The 14581-nt window shown below is 71.4% G+C and carries 19 protein-coding genes and 1 pseudogene; 11 read left to right on the plus strand and 9 right to left on the minus strand.

The annotated features are described in order from the left end of the window. Window positions 1–60 precede the first annotated feature (60 nt). Window positions 61–2298 (minus strand): acetate--CoA ligase family protein, encoded by a 2238-nt coding sequence (locus ACIRSU_RS22745; protein ID WP_403796415.1) that lies wholly within the window; start codon window positions 2296–2298, stop codon window positions 61–63. Window positions 2299–2348: 50 nt separating this feature from the next. Continuing rightward, window positions 2349–3524 (minus strand): flavin-containing monooxygenase, encoded by a 1176-nt coding sequence (locus ACIRSU_RS22750; protein WP_403795072.1) that lies wholly within the window; start codon window positions 3522–3524, stop codon window positions 2349–2351. 191 nt (window positions 3525–3715) lie between these two features. Here ACIRSU_RS22750 and ACIRSU_RS22755 point away from each other — a divergent pair, with 191 nt between their 5' ends. Further along, window positions 3716–4165: a DoxX family protein gene (locus ACIRSU_RS22755; RefSeq protein ID WP_403795074.1), complete on the plus strand. Its 450-nt coding sequence runs from the start codon at window positions 3716–3718 to the stop codon at window positions 4163–4165. A 13-nt stretch (window positions 4166–4178) separates the two neighbouring features. Next, window positions 4179–4589: a Zn-ribbon domain-containing OB-fold protein gene (locus ACIRSU_RS22760; protein ID WP_403795077.1), complete on the plus strand. Its 411-nt coding sequence runs from the start codon at window positions 4179–4181 to the stop codon at window positions 4587–4589. On the opposite strand, the gene ACIRSU_RS22765 is transcribed toward ACIRSU_RS22760, so the two are convergent. Together ACIRSU_RS22765 and ACIRSU_RS22770 are read right to left on the minus strand one after the other, a co-directional pair. After that, on the minus strand, window positions 4570–4986 hold the full coding sequence (locus ACIRSU_RS22765) for a PIN domain-containing protein (RefSeq protein ID WP_403795080.1): 417 nt from the start codon (window positions 4984–4986) through the stop codon (window positions 4570–4572). The two genes, ACIRSU_RS22760 and ACIRSU_RS22765, sit on opposite strands and share 20 nt — an antisense overlap. Further along, on the minus strand, window positions 4962–5294 hold the full coding sequence (locus ACIRSU_RS22770) for a hypothetical protein (RefSeq protein WP_403795083.1): 333 nt from the start codon (window positions 5292–5294) through the stop codon (window positions 4962–4964). The genes ACIRSU_RS22765 and ACIRSU_RS22770 overlap by 25 nt, the downstream gene beginning before the upstream one ends. A gap of 157 nt (window positions 5295–5451) precedes the next feature. Here ACIRSU_RS22770 and ACIRSU_RS22775 point away from each other — a divergent pair, with 157 nt between their 5' ends. Beyond that, complete coding sequence (locus ACIRSU_RS22775) at window positions 5452–6225, plus strand: MerR family transcriptional regulator (protein ID WP_403795086.1); 774 nt, start codon at window positions 5452–5454, stop codon at window positions 6223–6225. A 174-nt stretch (window positions 6226–6399) separates the two neighbouring features. Further along, window positions 6400–7092: a DUF1326 domain-containing protein gene (locus ACIRSU_RS22780; RefSeq protein ID WP_403795089.1), complete on the plus strand. Its 693-nt coding sequence runs from the start codon at window positions 6400–6402 to the stop codon at window positions 7090–7092. Between the two features lie 40 nt (window positions 7093–7132). Here the strand turns inward: ACIRSU_RS22780 and ACIRSU_RS22785 are convergent, their stop codons facing one another. Then, the gene (locus tag ACIRSU_RS22785; protein ID WP_403795091.1) at window positions 7133–7765 is read right to left on the minus strand and encodes a DUF1707 domain-containing protein; all 633 of its coding nucleotides are present in this window, start codon (window positions 7763–7765) and stop codon (window positions 7133–7135) included. Further along, the gene (locus ACIRSU_RS22790) at window positions 7765–8397 is read right to left on the minus strand and encodes a TetR/AcrR family transcriptional regulator (RefSeq protein ID WP_403795094.1); all 633 of its coding nucleotides are present in this window, start codon (window positions 8395–8397) and stop codon (window positions 7765–7767) included. The genes ACIRSU_RS22785 and ACIRSU_RS22790 overlap by 1 nt, the downstream gene beginning before the upstream one ends. Window positions 8398–8646: 249 nt before the next feature. On the opposite strand from ACIRSU_RS22790, the gene ACIRSU_RS22795 reads away from it, so the two are divergent. Together ACIRSU_RS22795 and ACIRSU_RS22800 are read left to right on the plus strand one after the other, a co-directional pair. Continuing rightward, entirely contained in the window at window positions 8647–9090 is a 444-nt protein-coding gene (locus tag ACIRSU_RS22795; protein ID WP_403795096.1) for a hypothetical protein, read from the plus strand. A 90-nt stretch (window positions 9091–9180) separates the two neighbouring features. Then, complete coding sequence (locus ACIRSU_RS22800; protein WP_403795098.1) at window positions 9181–9738, plus strand: ClpP family protease; 558 nt, start codon at window positions 9181–9183, stop codon at window positions 9736–9738. On the opposite strand, the gene ACIRSU_RS22805 is transcribed toward ACIRSU_RS22800, so the two are convergent. Genes ACIRSU_RS22805 through ACIRSU_RS22815 form a run of 3 tightly spaced genes read right to left on the minus strand, consistent with a single transcriptional unit; the run spans window position 9735 to window position 11499 of the window. Further along, a complete protein-coding gene (locus ACIRSU_RS22805; protein WP_403795101.1) occupies window positions 9735–10397 on the minus strand; it encodes an HAD-IA family hydrolase in 663 nt (220 codons plus the stop codon). The two genes, ACIRSU_RS22800 and ACIRSU_RS22805, sit on opposite strands and share 4 nt — an antisense overlap. Then, window positions 10394–10639: a DUF397 domain-containing protein gene (locus ACIRSU_RS22810; protein ID WP_403795104.1), complete on the minus strand. Its 246-nt coding sequence runs from the start codon at window positions 10637–10639 to the stop codon at window positions 10394–10396. The genes ACIRSU_RS22805 and ACIRSU_RS22810 overlap by 4 nt, the downstream gene beginning before the upstream one ends. After that, on the minus strand, window positions 10636–11499 hold the full coding sequence (locus tag ACIRSU_RS22815) for a Scr1 family TA system antitoxin-like transcriptional regulator (protein ID WP_403795107.1): 864 nt from the start codon (window positions 11497–11499) through the stop codon (window positions 10636–10638). The genes ACIRSU_RS22810 and ACIRSU_RS22815 overlap by 4 nt, the downstream gene beginning before the upstream one ends. 91 nt (window positions 11500–11590) lie before the next feature. On the opposite strand from ACIRSU_RS22815, the gene ACIRSU_RS22820 reads away from it, so the two are divergent. The 5 genes and pseudogenes from ACIRSU_RS22820 to ACIRSU_RS22840 all read left to right on the plus strand — a co-directional run bounded on the left by ACIRSU_RS22820 (window position 11591) and on the right by ACIRSU_RS22840 (window position 14580). Continuing rightward, entirely contained in the window at window positions 11591–12124 is a 534-nt protein-coding gene (locus ACIRSU_RS22820; protein WP_403795109.1) for an ATP-binding protein, read from the plus strand. Window positions 12125–12168: 44 nt separating this feature from the next. Beyond that, window positions 12169–12449, plus strand: a pseudogene (locus ACIRSU_RS22825) (Uma2 family endonuclease); the annotation flags it as partial. A 61-nt stretch (window positions 12450–12510) separates the two neighbouring features. Further along, entirely contained in the window at window positions 12511–13302 is a 792-nt protein-coding gene (locus tag ACIRSU_RS22830; RefSeq protein ID WP_403795112.1) for an alpha/beta fold hydrolase, read from the plus strand. 151 nt (window positions 13303–13453) lie between these two features. Continuing rightward, window positions 13454–14341 (plus strand): oxaloacetate decarboxylase, encoded by an 888-nt coding sequence (locus tag ACIRSU_RS22835; RefSeq protein ID WP_403795115.1) that lies wholly within the window; start codon window positions 13454–13456, stop codon window positions 14339–14341. Further along, window positions 14338–14580 carry a hypothetical protein gene (locus ACIRSU_RS22840; protein WP_403795118.1) on the plus strand — a complete coding sequence of 81 codons (243 nt, stop codon included), beginning with the start codon at window positions 14338–14340 and terminating at the stop codon, window positions 14578–14580. The genes ACIRSU_RS22835 and ACIRSU_RS22840 overlap by 4 nt, the downstream gene beginning before the upstream one ends. Window position 14581: the final 1 nt, after the last annotated feature.

The following is a 14581-nucleotide window of genomic DNA, read 5'->3' on the forward strand; positions in this document are numbered from 1 at the left end:
ACACACGGGCATCGGGCACACGGGCATCGGACACACGGGCATCGGACACGAGCAAGACTCCTATCGGCAGACCACGAGCGCGTCCAGGGCCACCGCCCCCTGCCCCCGCGGCAGCACCATCAGCGGATTGATGTCCAACTCCTCAAGCTCGCCGTCGAGTTCGAGCGCCATGCGCTGCACCCGCAGCACCACCTCCACCAGTGCGTCCAGGTCCGCCGCCGGCGCCCCCCGCACCCCGTCGAGCAGCGCCCGCCCGCGCAGCTCGCCGAGCATGTCCCGGGCCTCCCGCTCCCCGAACGGAGGTACGCGCACGGCCGCGTCGTTCAGCACCTCCACCAGCACCCCGCCCAGGCCCACCGTGACCGTCGGTCCGAAGAGCTGGTCCCGGCTGACGCCGACCACCATCTCGACGCCGCGCCCGACCATCTGGCACACCAGGACGCCGTCCAGGTCGATGCCCTCGTAGCGGGCGATGTCGGTCAACTCCTTGTAGGCGTCCCGTATCTGGCTCGCCGATGTCAGGCCCACCTTCACCAGGCCCAGCTCGGTCTTGTGCGCGAGCTGCGGGCCCGACGCCTTCATCACCACCGGATAGCCCACCAGACCGGCCGCCCGCACGGCCGCCGCCGCGCTGGTCACCAGCTGCTCGCGCGGCACCCGGATCCCGTACGCCCGCAGCAGCTGCTTCGCCGCGTGCTCGCTCAGCCGGTGGCCGGGCCGCATCAGCGCCTGCGCCTTGCGGAGGGCGGGGGACGGGGTGCGCGGGGCCTCGTCGAAGGGGGAGCGGTAGCCGGTGGTGAAGCGGTGGTGGTCGAGGTAGGCCTTGACCGCGCCGATGCAGTTGCCGAAGGTGCGGAAGGTGGCGACGCGTGAGGAGCCGAGCAGCGTCGTCCGGTAGGCGTCCTCGGTGCCCACCGGCGAGCCCCACACCACGCACACCAGCTTGTCGGTCTGCTCGGCCGCGTCCACCAGGTCCTGCGCGAGCTTGTCGCTCATCGGCGGGAAGGGCCCGGTGATCGGGCAGATCAGCACCCCGACCTCCGGGTCGGCGAGGATCGCGTCGATGATCTTCCGGCCGCGCCAGTCGCCGACCGGGTGCCCGCCGTTGTCGACCGGGTTGGCCACGCTCAGGTAGTCGGGGATCCACTGGTGCAGCTCGTCCTGCCTGGCCTGCGAGAGCGTGGGCAGCCGGAGCCCCGCCGCCGTGGCCAGGTCGGAGAAGTGGGCGCCCGTACCGCCGGAGATGGAGTAGACGACGACGCCGTCCGCGACCGGCCGGCGCGCCCGGGCGAGCAGCGCGGCCGTGTCCTGGAGCTGGTCGAGCCCGTCGACCCGGATCACCCCGAACTGCCGCATCGCCGCGTCCACGACCTGGTCCGCGCCGGTCAGCTTCCCGGTGTGCGAGGCGGCCATCCGCGCCCCGGCCTCCGTCCGGCCGACCTTGACCGCGACCACCGGCACCTGGCGGCGGGCGGCCTGGTCGGCGGCGAGCAGGAAGGACCGGCCGTCCTTCAGCCCCTCCACGTAACAGGCGATGGCCCCGACCTCGGGCCGGTGCGCGAAGTACGAGATGAAGTCGGCGGTCTCCAGGTCGGCCTCGTTGCCGGTCGGAGCCCAGTGCGAGAGCCGGACGCCCAGCTCCTGCATCGTGAACACGGGCCGGCCCTGGTGCCCGGACTGGGTGATCAGCGCGATCGCCGGCCCGTCCAGGTCCTCGCGGAAGCGCTCGAAGGCGTTGAGGTTGGTGTTGGGCCCGAGCAGCCGAAGGCCGGAGCGGCCGACGGCCGCCGCGAGCCGCTCCTGCGCCGCCGCGCCCGCTTCACCGGTCTCGGCGAACCCGGAGGCGAAGGCGACCGCGAACCTGACCTTGGCCGCCGCCAGTCGCTCCACGACGGGCAGCGGATCGGCGACCAGGAGGACGGCGAGGTCGACGGACACCCCGAGCGCGTCGAGGTCGTCCACCGAGGCCACGCAGTCGATCCCGAACACCGTCCTGCGCGTCGGATGCACCGGCACCACCCGCGCCCCGACCCGCCCGGCCCAGTCGATCAGCTGCCGGGTGATCCCGGTGTTGGGCCGCCCTTCGGCGTCGGACGCCCCGACGACCGCGACCACCTCGGGCCGGAAGAACCGGTCCAGGTCCGGCACGGGCGCGTGCAGCGGCCGCCCGCTGACGTCCGTGTCGCCCTCGGCGGCGACGGCGCCGTGCACGGCCACCCGGGCGGCGGGCTGCTCGCCGCAGGCGACGACGCGGGCGCGGAGGTCGGTGGTGAAGGTGCCGTGGGTCGATCCAAGCATCGCGTCGTCCCTTCTCTGACTCATCGTCAGATTACAGAACTGACGGATAGTCAGGAATACTTGCGGCGACGGCCTTTCGCCTTCTCCTTCGCTATCCGCTTCGCGATCTTCTCCGTGTCGAGCGCGATCTCCCGCAGCATCCCGCTGATCGGGTTGGTGAACCCGGTGAAGTAGAGCCCCGGGGTCTCCCGGGCGCACCGCGCCCCGCGCACCGCCGGCCGCCCCCGCTCGTCGAGCACGCCCAGGTGCCCGACCAGCGGTTCGAGCCCGCGCTCGTAGCCGGTCGCGGCGATGACGACGTCCGGGGCGAGGCGGGAGCCGTCCGCGAGGACGACCTCGGTGCCCTCGAAGCCGGCGACGGCCGCCACCGGCTCCACCTTCCCGGCCCGGACGGCGGCGACCAGGCCCACGTCCTGCACCGGGATCGCGCCCTCGCCGACCCGCGCGTACAGGCCGCCGGTGGGCCGGGGCAGCCCGTACGCGGAGAGGTCGGCGGTCATGAGGCGGCCGGCCAGGCCCGTCAGCCGGTCCACCAGGCCCACCGGCAGCCGCCGCACCAGCACGCCGCTGCGCTGCGTGGGCCAGCCGAGGGTGGAGCGGCGCACGATGTACGGCGCGGTGCGCACCGCGAGCCGGACCCGGCCGGCGCCGCCCTCCGCCAGGTCGGCCGCGATCTCGGCCCCGGTGTTGCCGACGCCGACGACGAGGACGTCACGGCCCTCGTACGGGGCGGGGTTGCGGTACGCGCTCGCGTGCAGCAGTTCGCGGCCGTGGGTGGCGGCGTACGCGTCGGCGCCCGGCCAGTCGGGGAGGCGGGGCGTGTGGTTGTAGCCGGTGGCCACGACGACGGCCGAGCCGACGAGCCGCCGCCCCCCGGTGCCGTACAGCACCCAGCCGTCGGCCTCCCGCTCGACCCGGTCGACCTCGACGCCGGTCACGATCTCCAGGTCGTGGAACTCGGCGTACTTCTCCAGGTAGCGCACCACGTCCGCGCGGGCCACCCAGCGTCCGAACGAGCGCGGGATCCGCAGGCCGGGGAGGGCGGACAGGCGGCGGGTGGTGTGCAGGCGCAGCCGGTCGTAGTGGTGGCGCCAGGAGTTGCCGATCGCGTCCGACTTCTCCAGGACGACGGCCCGTACGCCGCGCTCGCGCAGCGCCGCCGCGACGGCGAGTCCGCCGGGGCCGCCGCCGATGACGTAGACGGGGTGGGTCAGGGGGGTGGTCATGACTGCTGAGCGTAATGACGCGTACACGTCGTGGGTCTCGGTCAAGAGGGAGTTCGGTTGCGAATCGATCACGGGTGCAGAGAACCGGCGGGGGTCTTGCGGAGAGACGGCCGCATCCGCTGAACTGACGACCTGTCAGATTCCCCCGGATTCCGTGTCGTCGGATTCCGTGTCGAAGGGCGGGCGGACCCATGCAGACGATCTGGCTCACCGGCGCCGAATGGCTCGCCGTCCTCCGCATCGGCCTCGGCCTGTGGTGGCTGGAGAGCTGGCGCCACAAGGACCGGAAGGGCTGGTTCGAGCGCGGCACCGGCATAGCCTGGGCGGCGGACGTCGCCGCGAAGCACAAGTGGCCGGCGGTGAAGACCGGCTTCGAGACCGTCGTCGCCCCGCGCCCCAAGCTCATGGCGTACGTCGTCGTCTACGCCGAACTCGCCCTCGGCCTCGGCCTGGTCGCCGGCCTCCTCACCCCCGTCGCCCTGGTCGGCGGCCTGCTCCTCAACCTGCTCTACCTCACCCTGATGATCCACGACTGGGCCGAGCAGGGGCAGAACGCGATGATGGCGCTGATCTCCCTCGTCGCCCTCTTCGCCGTGTCCTGGCAGACCTGGTCCCTGGACCACGCGATCGGACTCTTCTGAGGGGACCCACCCGATGACAGCCACTCCCGCGAGCCTCCCGGAGGCCGACGCCTTCACCCGCCCCTACTGGGACGCCGCCGCCGAAGGCCGGCTCCTGCTGCGCCACTGCACGGCCTGCGACCGCCCGCACCACTACCCGCGCGAGTTCTGCCCGCACTGCTGGAGCGAGGACGTCGAGTGGCGGCGGGCGAGCGGCCGAGCGGTGCTCTACACCTGGTCCGTCGTGCACCGCAACGACCTCCCGCCGTTCGGCGAGCGCGTGCCGTACGTGGCGGCGGTCGTCGACCTCGCGGAGGGACCGCGGATGATGACGGAGGTGGTGGGCTGCGAGGAGGCGGAGCTGCGGATCGGCATGGACCTGGAGGTCACCTTCAGGGAGGAAGGCGACTTCCGGGTCCCGGTGTTCAGACCGCGACGGTCGTGACGCGCTCGCCGCAGAGCTTGATCATGTCGTCGACGTCGGAGGTGACGACGACCCGGGGGCCGCTGTGGCCGAGGGCGGTGGCGGCGACGACGGAGTCGATCGCGTATTTGTGCCCGTGCAGATTGGCGTTGCGCAAGAGGTCGAGGGCGCGCCAGGCGATCTCGTCGGTGACGGGAACGACTTCGAGGCGTGAGATCTCCCAGCGGAAGCGGTCCATGCGCCCCCGGGGGTTCCAGGCTTCGAGCAGTGTCAGGTTGCTGACCGCGACGAGGCTGTCCTTGGACTGCGCGGTCCGGACGAGTCCGACCACCTTGGGGTCGTTCTCGATGTATTTGCTCAGCCCCTGGGAGTCGAGGACGAGGATGCCGTGCGCTAGCTGGCTTCGCGTTCGCGCCACTTCTCCGCCTCCTCGGCCTCTCGCTCGGCGGCCTGCTCCGTGGCCCAGCGGGCCTCCGCCTCGTGGAAGATCGCCGCTGCCCAGTCCTGGATCTCCTGCGCGGGCGGGCCGATCTCGGCCTCCTTCGCGCGGAGCGACTCTTCCAGCAGATCGCGCTGTATCTGCCGCTCCACCGCCGCGCTCACATACGCCGAGAACCCGCGCGCGCCGACTCTCGCCTTCACTGCCGCGATACGCCCGGCGGGCATGGAAACGCTGACCTTCTGAGCCGGGCCCTCGTCGGGGCCGTACTCCTGGTGAGACTCCATGAGGCCGAGAGTAGCAAGGCGTGTAGTAAAACGCCCCGCCCTTCGACGGGTCCCCTCCAAGCGGTGAATCACCCGACTTGCGGTTGACGCTGCGGCAACTCCTACGGTCTTCGTGTGGGGCCGGAAGGACCGGCCCCGGCGATGGAAGGACACCGTCATGGCGTCGTCGGCCTGGTCGATCGCGGACGTGGCCCGGATGTCCGGGGTGACCTCCCGGACCCTGCGGCACTACGACGAGATCGGACTGCTGCCGCCCGCGTGGACCGCGAGCAACGGACACCGCTACTACGAGGAGTCCCAGCTGCTCCGGCTCCAGCAGATCCTGCTGATGCGGGAGCTGGGCGTGGGCCTGCGCGAGATCCAGGCCGTCCTGGACAGCCAGGCCGACCGGGTGGCCGTCCTGCGCGAGCACCACGCCCGGCTGCTCACGGAACAGGACCGGCTCGGCACCCTGGCCCGTACGGTCGCCCGCACCATCGCCGCACTCGAGAGCGAGGACACACCCATGCCCGACGTGAAGATCAACCGGCCCGAGAACCTCTTCGAGGGCTTCCAGCCCGACCCCGAACTGGAGGCGGAGACGCGCGAGCGCTATCCGCAGGCGTACGAGCAGTCCCGGCAGGCCGTCGAGGCGCTGACCCCCGAGGCCGGCGAGCAGTGGCAGCGCGAGGTCACCGCCCAGATGATCCGCTTCGCCGAGTTCATGGCCGCCGGCACGCCGGCCGACGACCCGGCGGTCCAGGCCGAGGTCGACGTCCACTACCGGGGCGTCTGCCGCTTCTGGACCCCGAACGCCGAGGCGTACCGGGGCCTCGCCGCGACCTACGTCGAGGACCCGCGGTTTCGCGGGAACTTCGACAAGATCGCCGAGGGCCTGGCCGAGTATCAGCGCGCTGCGATGGTTGTCTACGCGGACGCCCGGCTGAGCTGATCACCGCGGATCACCGCGGGTCGTCTCTGATCACGGCGGAGCGCCGCTGATCACGGCGGAGCGCCGCTGGTGGCCGCGGATCGCCGCTGGTCGCCGCGGCTGTCACCGCAGGTGCGTTGTCGACGGGCTGCAGACCGTCGACGGCGTCATGCTGGAAGGTGGGAGGCGAGCGGGATGACCCCCACCGACGCCCCTGGCACCACGGACACCACGGCGAGTACGCGAACCGACACACGCTGGCACCTCGCCGGCGACTGGTTCGACACCTGCAAGTGCAACATCCCCTGTCCCTGCGCCTTCGCCCAGCCCCCGACGTACGGCGACTGCGACGGCATCCTGGCCTGGCACATCCGCGAGGGCAACTACGGAGACGTCCGCCTCGACGGCCTCAACGTGGTCCTGCTCGGCAGCTTCACCGGCAATATCTGGACCGGTGAGCACACCGACCCCTTCGCCGCCGTCTTCCTCGACGAGCGCGCCGACGAGTCGCAGCGGGCCGCGCTCGGTGCGATCTTCGGCGGACAGGCGGGCGGCTGGCCCGCGCAGCTCGGGGAGATGCTCGGTGCCGAGATGCGGGGCATGGACTTCGTGCCCATCGAGTTCTCCCTTGCCGACGACCTCGCGAGCTGGAGCGTCGAGATCCCCGGCAAGGTGCGCGCGAGCGCCGAGGCCCTGTCCGGCCCCACCACCCCGAAGGGCGCCCGCGTCCAGCTCCACAATCCCCCCGGCGCCGAGGTCGGCCCCGGCCAGATCGCGACCTGGGGCCGGTCGACGGCCGACCGCGCGGACGCGTTCGGGTTCCAGTGGGACCACGCGGGGCGGTCGAGCAAGCACTACCCGTTCGACTGGAGCGGCCCGGACGAGTGACGCCGAGCCGATGAGCGAGCGGGGGCGGATCAGTGGTGCATCAGCGGTGCTTGGTCCGGGTCACCACGGCGCCGAAGAGCGCGATGCCCTTGACGGTCACGCGCGGGGTGCCCGGCCTGCCGATCCGCTTGGCCGCGCGCTTGTCGAAGGCGCCGAAGAGGCCGAAGCCCTTCACCTCCACCTCGATGTCCTCCGGCACCAAGATCTTGGTGCCGCCCCACAGCGCGACAGCCCGGATGACGGTGTCCTGGCTGCTGAACCGCGCCTCGGTCAGGTCCAGTTGACCGCCGCCCCACATCGACCAGGTGGTCATCCGGGACGGCACGACCCACTGCCCCTTGCGCACGAAGCCGCCGAAGATCCCCGCCAGGAACGATCCCGAGGTCGGCGGACGGTCCACCACGAGCGCGTCCCGCGGGCCGGGCACCGGCAGGCCCCGGCAGGCGGCCTCCAGATCGCCCCGGGTGCGGGCCGCGTGCACCTCGTCCAGCCGGCTGTCGAACTGGTCGAACGGCAGCCGCCCGTTCTCGACGGCGGAACGCAGTCGCTCCTCGGCGGCGTGGCGCTCGGAGTCCGAGGCGAGGATGTGGAGGTCGTGGTTGCGGTCGAGGTCGTGGCCGTGGCCGTAGCCGTGGATCTGGCTGTGGCTGGGGCTGGGGTGCTTCTCCGGCATTACGTCAACCCTCCGAGATGGGCGGCGAGTACGGAGGAGAGGGCGGCGCGGTACGCCTCGTCGCGCCCGGGCTCGTCGGGGTCGTGACCGAGGTCGGTGAGCCAGTAGCGCCGGCCCATCGCGTACCCGTACGCACCGGACATGGCGAGCAGCACGACCATCTCGATCCGCGCCCGGTCCGGTCCCTCGGGCGCGGGGAGCACGGTACGGATGCCGTCCTCGATCGCGTCGACGAGCCGGGACAGGTTGGTGGGGGAGTCGGGGGCCTTCTCGACGTCCCAGTCGTGCAGGTTGGACCACGCCCACAGCCGGACGTACCGCTCGTCCCCGAGGATCTCGAAGAGCACGTCGGTCATCCCGCTCGCGTACGGCACCTCCCCGTCGGCCCGCATCCGCTCCCGTACGAGCTCCCGCTTCCGCTCGTTCTCCCGCTCCAGGACGGCCCGTACCAGCGCGCGGTACGTCCCGAAGTAGTGCGTCACCAGCCCGTGCGTCACCCCGACCGCCTCCGCGACCCGTCGCAGCCCGACGCCGTCGGGCCCGTACCGGGCGATGAGATCGGTGGCGGCGTCGAGGATCTCGGCGCGGGCCTGCTCCGGAGTGCGGCGCCGTCGTCGTTCAGCAGCAGTCATGGTGGGTCGTGCCCTCGCAGCTCTCTCCTATTAGCAGGATGGACAATATCCTGTTGTCCACATGGCTAACAAGCGGTGTGGAGGGGCGTGTTGAAGGGCGGAGGTCTGCCTCCTCTAGTCCATCGGGGTGCGACCCGGTGACGCGCCGTGCGCCCGGTGGAACGCATGCATATGCCGAGAGGAGCCCGGGGAACCCACGCCCCGACGCCCTGTCGGCATGTCCCCACCCGTCCCACGAAAGGGCAGAGCATGGCCGAGATCACGACAGGCGCGCTGGAGCAGCTGGAAGAACTCGTCAAAGCGCTCAGGGAAGGCTCGGAGAGCAAGGTCAGGGAAGCGCTGACGAGGGCGGCGACCAACCCCGACCCCGGCGGGCAGGCCGTCGAGGTCGAGCGGCTCATCGTCGCTGCGGCGCCGAACGGATTGGCCGGCCTGGTCGACGGCGGCAAGAAGGTGGCCGGCGGAGCCGCGGACGCGCTGCGCGGCGCGACGAAGCCGCTCGGCGTGTGGGAGGCGGAGTCGCCGGAGATCGTCATGAGCGGCCTCGGCAACCTCCTGAACAGAGCCGCCAAGGCCGTTTACGACGGAGTCAAGAGCGTCGTGACGTCGGTCGCCAGCACGGCCACGCCCCCGGCCAAGAAGGTCGGCCAGTACGACAGCGGCTACGACCCCTCCCACGACGCCCAGAACTAGCCGTTCGCGCGCTGCCGCCGCCCGTCCCGTCCGGCGGGGGGCAGGCGGCAGCGCATGCCGAGCCCGTCGCAGGCACGCAGGGAGGAACACATGGCCCCCGACCCCGACCCCGGCCTCGTCCTCGACCGGCTCCTCCAGCACCGCGTCATCCACATCGCCGAGCCGATCACCGCCGAGACCGCCGACCGTGTCACCGCCCAGCTGTTCCTCCTGGCCGCCGAGAGCCACGACCGCCCCATCACCGTCTACATCAACTCGACGGGCGGATCCGTCCCCGCCGGCATGGCGATCTACGACGCCATGCAGCACATCGGCAACGACGTCACCACCATCGCCCTCGGCTACTGCGCCTCCATGGCCCAGTTCCTCGTCACCGCCGGCACCCCGGGCCGCCGCCACGCGCTGCCCAACACGCGCCTGATGCTGCACCTGCCGTCCTTCGCCGACGCGGCGGCGGCCGACGGCGAGGGCACGTCGATCGACGAGCTGCGGCACACCCGGCAGCGCATCACGGAACTCCTCGCCCGCCACACCCACCGAGCAGTCGCCGAGATCGTCGCCGACTTCGCCGACGACCGCTGGCTGACGCCGGAGGAGGCCAAGGAGTACGGCCTCATCGACGACGTCCTGGAGAGCGCCGCCGACTAGGAGGAGACCCCGGCCCGGGCCAGGATCTCGCGGGCCGCCTCGGCCAGCGTGCCGAAGTGACGCTGCGAACCCTCCGCAGGGGCAGGGGTGTTGACGGTCCAGACCGTCATCCCGGCCGCCCGTCCCGACGCGACCCCGGACGGCGCGTCCTCGATCACCAGGCAGTCGGCGGGGTCCGCGCCGAGCAGTTCCGCCGCCCGCAGGTACGGCACCGGCGACGGCTTGCCCTCGTCGACGGAGGCCGCGTCCACGACGACCTCCGGCATCGGCAGCCCGGTCCGCTCGAAGCGCCCGCGCACGCGGTGCTCGTAGTTCGACGTGACGAGCGCCCAACGGCCAGTGGGCAGCGCGTTCAGGAGGTCGGCGGCGCCGGCGAAGGCCGCGTACGTGCCCGTCCGTACGTCCTCGTCCTCAAGGGCGTGGAGGAGCGCGAGGCACTCCTCCGGGTCGCGCCCCGGCGCGACGGCCGCGAACGTCTCGACCGGCCGCGTCCGCAGCGCGACGGCGTACACCTCGTCCCCGTCGAGCCCGTGGCGCGCGGCCCAGGAATGCCAGACGCGGCGCTGGTTGGCGACGGCGTCCATGAGGGTGCCGTCGACGTCGAAGAGGACGAAGTGCCTGCCGTTGTCGTCGTTGTTGCTGTTGTTTTCGCTGGTCACGCGGCCGAGGCTACGCCCACGAAGGCGGCCCAGGCGGCGGGGGTGACGGCGAGCTGGGGCCCGGAGGGGTTCTTGGAGTCGCGGACGTGGATGGTGGTGGGGTGGAGGGCGACCTCGACGCACTCGCCGCCCTCGCCGCTGCTGTAGCTGGACTTGCGCCAGTCGTAGGCGACTTCGATGCAGTTGCCGCCCTCGCCGCTGCTGTAGCTGCTCTTGAACCAGGCCAGTTCTGTGGTGCTCATAGCTCTCCCAGCTTCTTTTCGATCAACTCGAGGGACTCGCGGGGCGTGAGTGCCTGCGCCCGGATGATCCCATAGCGCTCGGCGTACTGGCGTACGAGTTCCGGGTCGGTGATCAGGCGGGAATGCCCGTAGATCTCGGTGTACGCGACCTCGCGCCGCCCCTTGGGGGTGAGGAGTGTGAAGGACCCGTCGAGGGAGGGGTGCTCCGTTCGGTCGAACGGCATGACCTGGAGGTGAATGGTGCGCCTGCTGCCGACCTCGATAAGGCGCCGCAGCTGCTCGCGGTGGACTTCGATGCCCCCGGTGGGACGCTGCAGAATCGCCTCCTCCATGACGAAGCTGATCGTGGGGGCTGGCCACTTGTCGAGGATCGCCTGACGCGCGAGGCGGTTGGCCACGCGCTTCTCGATCGTCTCCTCGTCCCACACGGGGCGGCGATGGCTGTAGACGGCACGCGCGTACGCCTGCGTCTGCAACAAGCCCGGTACGGCCTGCACCTCGTAATAGTGCAACGCCAGCGCCTTCTTCTCCTCGTCCGCGAAATCCTGGAACCAGTCCGGGTGCCTCACCCTCGCCCGCGCCAAGGCCTCCCGCACGTCGTCGACGGCCGCGAGCAGTACACCGTCCGCCCCCAGCAGTGGATCCGCCCGCGTCAGGAACTCCGGCTGCGGTGTCCGCACCCCGCGCTCCATGGACGAGACCAGGTCCTCACTACAGTGCGTCGCTTCCGCCAGCTGCGCCTGGCTCATCTTCGCGTTCGTGCGCAGCACCTTGATGATTTTTCCCAGCGCCCTGAACAGGTGCGCCGTACCGTCGACTTCGGAGGGCGCTTCCGGCCGCTCCTCAGGATTCCCCGACATCCGTACCGCCCTTTTGGCGTGGTCGTACAGTGACTCAGCGTCGTGGTGTCGCCGCTGGTCAGCGTACGGCCGAGGCTCCAGGCTCGGCATCATGCCTTCGGAAACCACCACCCAAATCGGCGAGTTCGTGCAACGCTTGTCTGCTACCCGCCGTGGCGCCCGCCTCGCTCGTCTCCTTGCTGTCCAGCAGATGCGCGACTGGGGCCTGACGGACACCGACGCCGCCGAACTCGTCGTCGCCGAGCTCGCGAACAACGCCGTCACGCACGGCCGCGTGCCCGGCCGCGACTTCGAGCTGTGCCTGGCGCTGGCCGCCGACCACCTCCGTATCGAGGTCTCGGACGCCCGCGCCGAACGCGAACCCGAGCCCGCCCCGTACCCCGCCTACCTCGCCGAGCACGGCTACGGCCTGCCGCTCGTCGCGGCGCTGTCGACGGCCTGGGGCGTGAAGGCGCGGTCGGTCGGCAAGACGGTCTGGGCGACGGTGGGCTCGGATCGATCCGGTTCGCGGTCCGGTCCGGACGGGTTGATCGCCGCGTTCGAGGAGGTCCACGGCCCTGCCGATCCCGGGACCGCGGCCGCCAAGGCCGCCGTCCTGACGCGACGGGTCCCGGAGGAGACATAGCCGTGCCGGGCGCCGATCTGCCGGGAGCGCACGCCCGGACGCAGGCGAAGGGCGCCACCGCACTGCTGCCCGAGGACACCCTCCTCGTCGTCGAGGTCACGTCGGAGTCCCACCGCGACACCGACCGCGTCGTCAAGCGGAAGCGGTACGCCGAGTACGGGTCCCGCTCTACCTCGTCGTCGACCGTCAGGAGAAGAGCGTCACGCTGTACGCGGAGCCTGGACGGCTCGGCTACACGCGCGTCGACGGGCCCCACCCCTTCGGGACCTCTGTCCGGCTGCCCGAGCCGTTCGCGCTGGAACTCGACACCACCGAGCTCGCCTGAGCGATGAGTTTTCGCGTCCGCCGCCGTCTACCTCTCGTCACCACCCGAGAGGAAGTAAGAGATGCCGTACGCAGACGTCAACGGAGTGTCCCTGTACTTCGAGGAGCACGGGCCGGAGAGCTCCGAGCCGCCGCTCGTCCTCCTCCACGGCGGCTTCGGTGCCGGTGAGATGTTCCAGCCGCTGCTCGCCGCCGGGCTGGGCGAGGGGCGGCGGGTGATCACCGTCGATCTGCAGGGGCACGGGCGGACGCCGGTCGCCGCCGAGCGGGAGATGACGGCGGAGGCGATGGGGGACGACGTCGCCGCGCTGGTCAAGCACCTCGGCCTGGAGCAGGTCGACCTGCTCGGCTACTCCCTCGGCGCCGCGACGGCCGCGCGGGTCGCGATCCAGTACGAGGAACTGGTCCGGCGGCTGGTCCTGATCTCGGTTCCGGCACGGCGCGACGGCTGGTTCCCCGAGGTCACGGCGCAGATGGACCAGATGAGCGAGGCGGCGGCGGAGTTCCTGAAGCAGTCGCCGATGTACGAGCTGTACGCGCGGATCGCGCCCCGCGTCGAGGACTGGCCGGTGCTCGTCGGCAAGGTGGCGGCGCTGAACCAGCGGCCGTACGACTGGAGCGAGGAGCTCGCCGCGCTCACCGTGCCCGTACTCCTCGTCTTCGCGGACGCGGACGGCATCCGGCCGGCCCACATGGTGGAGTTCTTCGGGCTCCTCGGCGGCGGGCGGAAGGACCCGGGCTGGGAGGGCAAGGACCGTACGGCGTCCCGGCTGAGCGTGATCCCGGGCGCGACGCACTACGACCTGATGTTCTCGCCGCTGCTCGCGCCCACCGTGCAGACGTTCCTCCGGTGACGACTGCGGTGACGTCCCTGCGGTGACGTTTCTGGGGTGAATCCGGTCCACCTGGAGAGTGAGTAAAGCGCTCGTCACGGGACTTTCCCGCTTGTCTCCCGAAAACATCTTGTTTTGGCAAAGCGCCAGCGTGTCGACGAGGAGTCATGTGATGGGAACGAGTTACGGGAACGACCTGCGGCGGCAGATCGCCGCGCCCGGGACCACGCCACTGATCGGCGTGTACGACATGTACTCGGCGTCCGTCGCCGCCGAGCACTACGACGGGATGTTCGTGTCCGGGTTCGGCTTCGCCGCCTCGTACTACGGGCTGCCGGACATCGGGTTCATCGCCTGGCCGGACATGGTGGCCTTCGTGCAGCGGCTGCGCGGGGCGTTCCCGCGGCACCACCTGCTCGTGGACATCGACGACGGTTACGTGGACCCGGAGGTGGCCTGTCACGTCGTCGAGGGTCTGGAGCGGATCGGGGCCTCCGGGGTGATCCTGGAGGACCAGAAGCGGCCGCGGCGGTGCGGGCACGCGGACGGGAAGCAGGTGCTGCCGCTGGAGGAGTACCTGGCCAAGCTGGAGATGGTGCTGCAGACGCGGCGGGACCTGGTGGTCGTGGCGCGGACGGACGCGACGGACGAGGACGACATCCTGCGGCGGGCGAAGTGCCTGGCGGCGACGGACGCGGACGTGGTGCTCGTGGACGGCGTGCGGAGCGTGGAGTGGATCCGCCGCATCCGGGAGGTCGTGGACGGCAAGCCGCTGCTCTTCAACCAGATCGCGGGCGGCAAGTCGCCGCGTCTGTCGCTCGGCGAGCTGTCGGAGCTGGGCGTGGACGTGGCCATCTACAGCACGCCGTGTCTGTTCGCGGCGCATGCGGCGATGGACTCGGCGCTGGCCGAACTGAAGGCCCAGGACGGGCGGTTGCCCGCCTTCGACCCGGCGAGCGGGATCGGCGTCGCCGCCTCCACCCGGCTGCTTGAGCGGAACATCGCCCGGCGTCACGAGCAGCAGGAGCAGCAGGAGCAGCGGGAGCAGGTGAGCGTGTGACGGCGGCCCTGCGGGCGCTGGGGCTCGCGGCCGTGCTGCTCGCCGTCGGGGCCGGGCCGTCCGTCGCGGGCGAGAGCCTCGTCACCGTGATCGACAACCGGCAGGCCGACTCGATCGTGGAGATCGACCGGGCGGGGAACGTACAGGCCGGCAGCGGCGGGACGGCGGGCAGCGACCACGACGGCAGCGCGGTGGACGCGATCCAGGCGCTGATGGGCTCCGGGCCGGCCGCCTCGTAGC

This window comes from Streptomyces sp. NPDC101160 (assembly GCF_044768205.1).
Taxonomy (GTDB): domain Bacteria; phylum Actinomycetota; class Actinomycetes; order Streptomycetales; family Streptomycetaceae; genus Streptomyces.

What these genes read in the sequence shown, in the direction of transcription:
- ACIRSU_RS22770 (WP_403795083.1), bottom strand. Translation starts at nt 5,294, where the DNA reads ATGGAGTCTCACCAGGAGTACGGCCCCGACGAGGGCCCGGCTCAGAAG.
- ACIRSU_RS22815 (WP_403795107.1), bottom strand. Translation starts at nt 11,499, where the DNA reads ATGTCGGGGAATCCTGAGGAGCGGCCGGAAGCGCCCTCCGAAGTCGAC.
- ACIRSU_RS22820 (WP_403795109.1), top strand. Translation starts at nt 11,591, where the DNA reads ATGCCTTCGGAAACCACCACCCAAATCGGCGAGTTCGTGCAACGCTTG.
- ACIRSU_RS22800 (WP_403795098.1), top strand. Translation starts at nt 9,181, where the DNA reads ATGGCCCCCGACCCCGACCCCGGCCTCGTCCTCGACCGGCTCCTCCAG.
- ACIRSU_RS22795 (WP_403795096.1), top strand. Translation starts at nt 8,647, where the DNA reads ATGGCCGAGATCACGACAGGCGCGCTGGAGCAGCTGGAAGAACTCGTC.
- ACIRSU_RS22775 (WP_403795086.1), top strand. Translation starts at nt 5,452, where the DNA reads ATGGCGTCGTCGGCCTGGTCGATCGCGGACGTGGCCCGGATGTCCGGG.
- ACIRSU_RS22745 (WP_403796415.1), bottom strand. Translation starts at nt 2,298, where the DNA reads ATGCTTGGATCGACCCACGGCACCTTCACCACCGACCTCCGCGCCCGC.
- ACIRSU_RS22830 (WP_403795112.1), top strand. Translation starts at nt 12,511, where the DNA reads ATGCCGTACGCAGACGTCAACGGAGTGTCCCTGTACTTCGAGGAGCAC.
- ACIRSU_RS22790 (WP_403795094.1), bottom strand. Translation starts at nt 8,397, where the DNA reads ATGACTGCTGCTGAACGACGACGGCGCCGCACTCCGGAGCAGGCCCGC.
- ACIRSU_RS22810 (WP_403795104.1), bottom strand. Translation starts at nt 10,639, where the DNA reads ATGAGCACCACAGAACTGGCCTGGTTCAAGAGCAGCTACAGCAGCGGC.
- ACIRSU_RS22755 (WP_403795074.1), top strand. Translation starts at nt 3,716, where the DNA reads ATGCAGACGATCTGGCTCACCGGCGCCGAATGGCTCGCCGTCCTCCGC.
- ACIRSU_RS22780 (WP_403795089.1), top strand. Translation starts at nt 6,400, where the DNA reads ATGACCCCCACCGACGCCCCTGGCACCACGGACACCACGGCGAGTACG.
- ACIRSU_RS22750 (WP_403795072.1), bottom strand. Translation starts at nt 3,524, where the DNA reads ATGACCACCCCCCTGACCCACCCCGTCTACGTCATCGGCGGCGGCCCC.
- ACIRSU_RS22760 (WP_403795077.1), top strand. Translation starts at nt 4,179, where the DNA reads ATGACAGCCACTCCCGCGAGCCTCCCGGAGGCCGACGCCTTCACCCGC.
- ACIRSU_RS22835 (WP_403795115.1), top strand. Translation starts at nt 13,454, where the DNA reads ATGGGAACGAGTTACGGGAACGACCTGCGGCGGCAGATCGCCGCGCCC.
- ACIRSU_RS22785 (WP_403795091.1), bottom strand. Translation starts at nt 7,765, where the DNA reads ATGCCGGAGAAGCACCCCAGCCCCAGCCACAGCCAGATCCACGGCTAC.